Source organism: Peptacetobacter sp. (assembly GCF_029264495.1).
Lineage (GTDB): Bacteria > Bacillota > Clostridia > Peptostreptococcales > Peptostreptococcaceae > Peptacetobacter.
Genome location: NZ_JARIBH010000025.1, coordinates 20,542 through 27,788, shown reverse-complemented (window position 1 = coordinate 27,788; position 7,247 = coordinate 20,542). Strand labels below are relative to the sequence as shown.

Here is a 7,247-nt window from a genome sequence, read left to right as displayed (position 1 = left end):
CACAGAATCTAACTACTTCTTCAGCACTTCCAAGCTGTACACACTGTATAATATCACTTCTTAAATCATCATAACTTGGTAATACTTTGTATCCTAGTTTTTCAAACGCTCTAGCACAATATATCCGTCCCATTACAGCTTGAGATACTACATAAGGTGCCATAAAGAATCCTTGAAGAACACTTCTTGTTGTTCCAAAAGTAAGTCCACATTCTTTACCTATTCCCGGACAAGTTAATCTATAAGAAATCATATCTACTAAATCATGTCTACCAACTATATATCCACCAGTTAAGGCAAGTCCACCACCTGGATTTTTTATTAAAGAACCAGCCATTATATCTACACCTACATCTGTAGGTTCTTTAGTATCTAAAAATTCACCGTAGCAGTTATCAACCATTATTATAGCTTCTGGTTTTACTCTTCTTATTTCTTTAACTGCTTCTTCAATATCTTCTATTGAAAGAGATTTTCTCCATTCATAACCTTTAGATCTTTGTATCATTATCAGTTTTGTTTTATCATTTATTTTAGATTCTATACCTTCTATATCGATATTTCCATCTTCTCTAAAATCTAATTGGCTATATGTAACTCCATATTCTTTTAAACAACCTTTTTCTTCTCTTATACCTATAACACCTTGTAAAGTATCATATGGAGCTCCTGTTATAGAAAGTATTTCATCTCCAGGTCTTACTAACCCTTGAACTGTAAGTGATAAAGCATGTGTCCCATTTACTATAATTGGTCTAACTAATGCATCTTCTGTATGGAATACTTTAGCGTATATTTCTTCTATCTTTTCTCTACCTAAATCATTGTATCCATAACCAGTAGTCCAGTTGAAGTGATTATCACTTAAATTAGCTTCTTGCATCGCTCTTAATACTTTATATTGATTATATTCTCTTATTTCTTTTATCTCATCGAATTTAAATTTAATATCTTCCATAACTTCTTCTGAGAATTTCATCATTTCATCGTCTATGTTGTAGTGTTCTTTTAAAAATTCTTTTGTAATATCTAACATTTCTAATTCCTTTCTAAACTTGTTACCTAAATTTTTTAATATATAAAACTCACATCTTCAACAGGTTGAATAGTTGATACTGCATGTTTATATATTAAACTCTGTTTTTTATCTTCTCCCTCTAAAAGTATAACATAACTATCGAAACCTTTTACAGTTCCTTTAACTTTCACTCCATTTACAAGATATATAAAAACAGAATGTTTTTCTTTTCTCGCTTGATTTAAAAATAAATCTTGAAGATTTAGTACTGTATTTTTCATTTTAATCTCCCCCTTAATTTATATTCTTAAATAAATTAAATCTCTTCTCTAATAAATTTTAATACTTCATTTTTTAAATCTTCTGCTGAAGCAAATTTATCTATTTCAAACCATTTTGCATCTTCATATCTTCTAAACCATGTTAACTGTCTTTTAGCATATCTTCTAGAATCTCTTTTAATTATTTCAATAGCTTCTTCTAAAGTATATTCTCCTTTGAAATATTTTATGATTTCTTTATATCCGATTCCCTGCATTGATATCATATCTTCAGTATATCCTCTATTAAGCAGACCTTTAACTTCTTCAATAAGCCCATTTTTAAGCATTATATCAACTCTAAGATTTATTCTATCATATAACTCTTTTCTATCTCTATTTAAAACAATTATTATTGGCTTATACTTTTTATTGTATCTCAAATCTTTTGAAAAGTCATTCATCTTTTCTCCACTCATTAAAACTTCAATAGCTCTAATAACTCTTTTTGTATTATTTGGATGAATTCTTTGTGCTGCATCTTTATCTAAAGATAGTAATTTTTCATACATATAATTAGGTCCATTTTCTTCCAACTCTTTGTTTAACTTATCTCTAAGTTCTTGATTTGCATTTGATTTTGCAAAATCCATATCATATATAAGTGAATTTAGATATAAACCTGTACCTCCTGTTACAATTACATTTTTTCCATTTTTTGAAATTGTATCTATATAATCTTCTGCCATATTTTTATATTCAGATACAGAAAATGGTGTTGAAGGATCTATTTCATCTACTAGATAATGTTTAACACCTTGCATTTCTTCTTCTGTAACTTTAGCACTACCTATATCCATGTATTTATATATTTGCATAGAATCTGCTGATACTATTTCTGCATTTATTGATTTTGCAAGTTGTATTGATAAATCTGTTTTTCCTACTGCAGTAGGTCCAGTAAGAATTATAAGTGGTATCATATATACTTACCTCCTGTTTACATAATTTTATTAATTTCATATATTTACATAATTCTTTTAAACATTTTTTCTATTTCATTTTTTGATATCTCTACCATAGTAGGTCTTCCATGAGGACAAGTATATGGATTTTTACATTTTTCTAGTTGTCTAAATAAAGACTCTATTTCTATATTTCTAATTTTATCATTTGCTTTTATTGCCGATTTACACGCCATTATTGCAAATCTATCATCTTTTAAATCATAATTATTTTTAATTTTATCTATATTATCAATTATTTCTAGTATAAATTTTTCAGATTGAGGTGTTCCAAAAAGATTCGGCACTCCTCTTATTAAAATATTATTTCTTCCAAAAATCTCAACATCAAATCCAAAATTTTTAAAAATATCGATGTTATTTTCTACTTGTATCATATCTACACTAGATAACTCTATTACTATTGGATCTAATAACATTTGCATATGAATTTCTCTTCTATAAAATGAATTCATATATCTTTCAAAAAGTACTCTTTCGTGTGCTGCATGTTGATCCATAAGATACATAGAATCTCCTTTTTGCAAGACTATATATGTATCAAATATCGTACCTACTACTTTATAATATTTTAAAGAAAAATTCATCTCTTTATTTTCAAGAAAATCTATCTTTTCATTTTCTAAAATATTTCCGTTTGATGTAAATTTCATTTGAGATTCTTCTTCTAATACTTTACTATTTAAATTATTGTCTAGTTCATTTTTTTTGTATAGATTATGATTTCTCGATTCGTAGCTATCTAAATTGTTTTTATAAATATTATTTTCTTTTTTATAAATATTATTTTCTTTATTTAAATTATTTGTTTCATCTAAATATAAATTATTTAAGTCATTCGTATTTGAATTTTCAGTATTAAATTTACTTGTTTTAATACTATTATCTTCAATATTTTTATTATCCTTATTAACTGTTCTTAAATTATTCTTTGTATTGTAATTTCTTTTTTCAGCATCATCTAATTTTATGAATGAATTAACATCTACGCTCTCCATTAATTCAATTGGTTTTATATCGTCTATTTTATTAGAGTTATTATCAGTATTAGAAACAAATACATCTGATTTATTAGAACTGTTTACTTTATTAAAACTATTTACTTTATCAAATGTTTCATATTTTCCAATTAAACTTTCTTTTAAAAGTTTAGCTTTTAAATATTCCATTATTTCTAATCTTATTTCATGTTCTTTTTCAAATTTCACTTCTATTTTTCCTGGATGAATATTAACATCTATTTTTTCTGGATCTAAGTGTAAATTTATAAAACATATTGCATGTTTATTTATAGGTATTATAGATTTATATGCTTCTGATATTGCATCGAAAATAACCTTACTTTTTACAAAACGTCCATTTATATATACATGTTGTAAATTTCTATTTGAACGATATATATTATTATTTCCTATATATCCATCTATTTTGAATAAATTACAATTATAGTTGATTTCTATTAAATTCTCAGCGATTTCTCGACTATATACACTTCTTATAGCACTTATAAGCTTTTTATCTCCAGGAGTATTAAGCATAGTTTTGCCTGAATTTATATATTTAAATTTAACATTTGGATAACCTATTGCCAATTTATTTATTATATCTGATATATTCATTAATTCTGCATGGTCGGTTTTTAAAAATTTTTTTCTAGCAGGAGTATTGAAAAAGATATCTTTTATACTTATACAAGTTCCATTATTTGCACCAACTGCTTCTTTAGTTTCTATCTTTCCTCCTATCAAAGAAATTTTAGTACCTACAGACTCTTCTGTGTATTTCGTAATCATCTCTAGTTTTGAAACAGCACAAATAGATGCAAGAGCTTCTCCTCTAAATCCAAGTGTAAATAAATTAAATAAATCATCTATTTTATCAATTTTACTTGTTGCATGTCTTAAAAAACATTTTTTAACTTCACTTGATGGAATTCCTATTCCATTATCGGTTATTTTTATAAGGGATTTCCCTCCACCTTCAATTTCTACTACTATTCTACTTGATTGTGCATCTATAGAATTTTCTATTAATTCTTTTACAACAGAAGAAGGTCTTTCAACAACTTCTCCTGCTGCAATTTTATTTATAGTAATATCGTCTAGTAGGTTTATTTTATTTTTCATAATAACCTCCTAAATTTTATTTATAATTTTTATTAGTTACTTTCACCTTTTGCTAATTTTTGTAATTCAAATATTTTGTTTATAGCATCTAATGGAGTCATATTCATTAGATTTATAGATAAAATTTCTTCTTCTAATTTGCTTTTTTCTATATTTCCAAATGAAATCTGTACTCCAGAAGAACTATATTCTATCTTTTTATCTTTTTTTGATTCACTTTCTTTTTTTCTAAGTTCTTTAGTAAGTTTTTCTATTTTTTCTTCTAATTCTTTATTTTTTAATTCAAGTTCTTTGTTAGAAGTTTCAGTTGATGAAAGTGCATTTAATACACCCATATTATTCACATGATTTTTTTCTAAATCTGTAAGTATTTCCGATGATCTACTTATTACTTCATCTGGAAGTTTTGCTAGTTTTGCTACATAGATACCATAACTTTTATCAGCAGCTTGAGGAATTATTTTTCTAAGAAATATTACATTGTTTCCATCTTCTTTTACATCAATAGAATAATTTTTTACTTCTTTAAACTCTTCTTCTAAATCTGTAAGTTCGTGATAGTGAGTAGCAAATAATGTTTTACATTTTATATTCTTTTGAATATATTCTACTATTGACCACGCCAAACTTATACCATCATAAGTACTTGTTCCTCTACCTATTTCATCTAAAATTACCAAACTTTTATCTGTAGCATTTTTTAAAATAGTTGATACTTCATTCATTTCAACCATAAATGTAGATTGTCCTTGAGATAAATCATCACTTGCACCAACTCTTGTAAATATCCTATCCATTATAGGAATATTCGCATAGTCTGCTGGAACAAATGAGCCTATATGAGCCATTAATGATATAATTGCAGTTTGTCTCATATAAGTCGATTTACCTGACATATTAGGACCTGTTATTATATTTATAATATTTTCACCTTGTTTTAAATAAGTATCATTAGAAACAAAGTTTTCTATACCTACTATATTTTCTACTACTGGATGTCTACCATTTTTAATATCTAAAATATTCTCATCATTTATAATAGGTTTTACATATCCATTATTAGATGCTACCTCAGCTAAAGATGTATACACATCTACATTTGCTACTGTATGTGCAACTTCTTGTATTCTATTTATATTTTTATATATTTCTGTTCTAATTTCTGTAAATATTTCATATTCTATTGCTTTTATTTTTTCTTCTGCATTTAGAATTTTTTCTTCTATTTCTTTTAATTCTGGTGTTATAAATCTTTCAGAATTACTAAGTGTTTGTTTTCTTATATATGTATCATCTATATTTGCTTGAGATAAATTGGCTTTTGTTATTTCTATGTAATATCCAAAAACTTTATTAAATCCTATTTTTAAAGATTTGACACCTGTTTTTTCTTTTTCTTTTAGCTCAATATCTTTTATTATATTAGCACCATTTTTAGAAATATCTCTAAGATTATCTAATTCTTGGTTATATCCATTTTTTACAATATTACCATCTTTTATAGTAATTGATGGTTCTTCTAAGATAGAATTACTTATTAAATTATAAATATCTTCTAATGTATCCATACTGCCTATATATTCTTTTAATATACTACATTCTGAATTTTTAACATTATCTTTTAAAAGAGGTAATTTTTCTATAGAATTTTTTAAATTTATAAGCTCCTTAGGTGTTACTTTTTCAAAAGCAATCTTTCCACAAATTCTTTCAATATCATATATTTTCTTTAGAGTATCTATTAAATCTTCTTTTAACATATAATCATTATTTATTTCTTCTATTATATTTAATCGATATTCTATTTTTTCTTTATTTATAAGAGGTTGTTCAACATATTTTCTAAGAAGTCTTCCTCCCATAGCAGTTGAAGTTTTATCTAATACATGTAGTAATGACCCCTTTTTCTTACTTCCCCTTATAGTTTGAGTTAATTCTAAATTAGATCTAGTAAACATATCTAAAACCATATATTCTGATGAGTTGTAAATATTTATAGAACTCATATTAGATGTTATCTGTTTTTGAGTTGAGAATATATAATTCAAAATAATAGCAATACTTTTTAATATAAGATTATCATTATCTAAATTTAGAGTTTCTATATAATCCTTTGAAAAATAATCATATATTATATCTTCATCTTCCATAGTTTTATCAAAACTTTCATTTATATATATATTTGCTATTGTAGAAATATCTTTTATTTTATCTATAAATGAAAGATCATTTATTATTATTTCAGATGGATTTACTTTTGCTATTTCTTCAATTATTTTATCCTCATTTAAGTATGTTGAATTTAATTCTCCTGTACTTATATCTACATATGATAATCCGATCATTTTTTTACTTTTATATATAGACATAAGATAATTATTTTTCTTATTTTCAAGTAAAGACCCTTCTAAAACTGTTCCTGGAGTTATAACTCTAATAACATCTCTTTTTACTATTCCTTTTGCTTGAGATGGATCTTCTAATTGTTCTCCTATGGCAACTTTATATCCATTTTCTACTAATTTCGAAATATATGCATTTGCAGAATGAAATGGAACTCCACACATAGGTGCTCTTTCTTCTAAGCCACAAGATTTACCTGTAAGAGCTATTTCTAATGTTTTTGAAGCAACAATAGCATCTTCAAAAAACATTTCATAAAAATCTCCTAATCTATAAAATAATATACAATCTTTGTACCTTTCTTTTGTTTCCATATACTGTTTCATCATCGGTGTAAGTTTTTTTATATCTATTTCCATATTTTCCCTCCATTTCATTAAAAAAATTCTAAAATATATGTTATTTAAAGTTAGTT

At 25.3% G+C, this 7,247-nt stretch carries 5 protein-coding genes; all 5 read right to left on the bottom strand.

Annotated features, from left to right (window positions below):
- Nucleotides 1-1,036: methionine gamma-lyase family protein (locus tag Q1J78_RS02680; RefSeq protein ID WP_300278902.1), on the bottom strand; the 1,036-nt coding region annotated here is incomplete at its 3' end.
- 35 nt (nucleotides 1,037-1,071) lie between these two features.
- The gene (gene hfq / locus Q1J78_RS02675) at nucleotides 1,072-1,299 is read right to left on the bottom strand and encodes an RNA chaperone Hfq (RefSeq protein WP_300278899.1); all 228 of its coding nucleotides are present in this window, start codon (nucleotides 1,297-1,299) and stop codon (nucleotides 1,072-1,074) included.
- A gap of 35 nt (nucleotides 1,300-1,334) precedes the next feature.
- Nucleotides 1,335-2,261 carry a tRNA (adenosine(37)-N6)-dimethylallyltransferase MiaA gene (gene miaA, locus Q1J78_RS02670; RefSeq protein WP_300278896.1) on the bottom strand — a complete coding sequence of 309 codons (927 nt, stop codon included), beginning with the start codon at nucleotides 2,259-2,261 and terminating at the stop codon, nucleotides 1,335-1,337.
- 44 nt (nucleotides 2,262-2,305) lie between these two features.
- Complete coding sequence (mutL, locus tag Q1J78_RS02665; protein ID WP_300278893.1) at nucleotides 2,306-4,429, bottom strand: DNA mismatch repair endonuclease MutL; 2,124 nt, start codon at nucleotides 4,427-4,429, stop codon at nucleotides 2,306-2,308.
- Nucleotides 4,430-4,461: 32 nt separating this feature from the next.
- A complete protein-coding gene (gene mutS, locus Q1J78_RS02660) occupies nucleotides 4,462-7,191 on the bottom strand; it encodes a DNA mismatch repair protein MutS (protein WP_300278890.1) in 2,730 nt (909 codons plus the stop codon).
- Between the last annotated feature and the right edge of the window lie 56 nt (nucleotides 7,192-7,247).

Coding starts and splice junctions, on each gene's coding strand:
- hfq (WP_300278899.1), bottom strand. CDS start 1,299: ATGAAAAATACAGTACTAAATCTTCAAGATTTATTTTTAAATCAAGCG.
- miaA (WP_300278896.1), bottom strand. CDS start 2,261: ATGATACCACTTATAATTCTTACTGGACCTACTGCAGTAGGAAAAACA.
- mutL (WP_300278893.1), bottom strand. CDS start 4,429: ATGAAAAATAAAATAAACCTACTAGACGATATTACTATAAATAAAATT.
- mutS (WP_300278890.1), bottom strand. CDS start 7,191: ATGGAAATAGATATAAAAAAACTTACACCGATGATGAAACAGTATATG.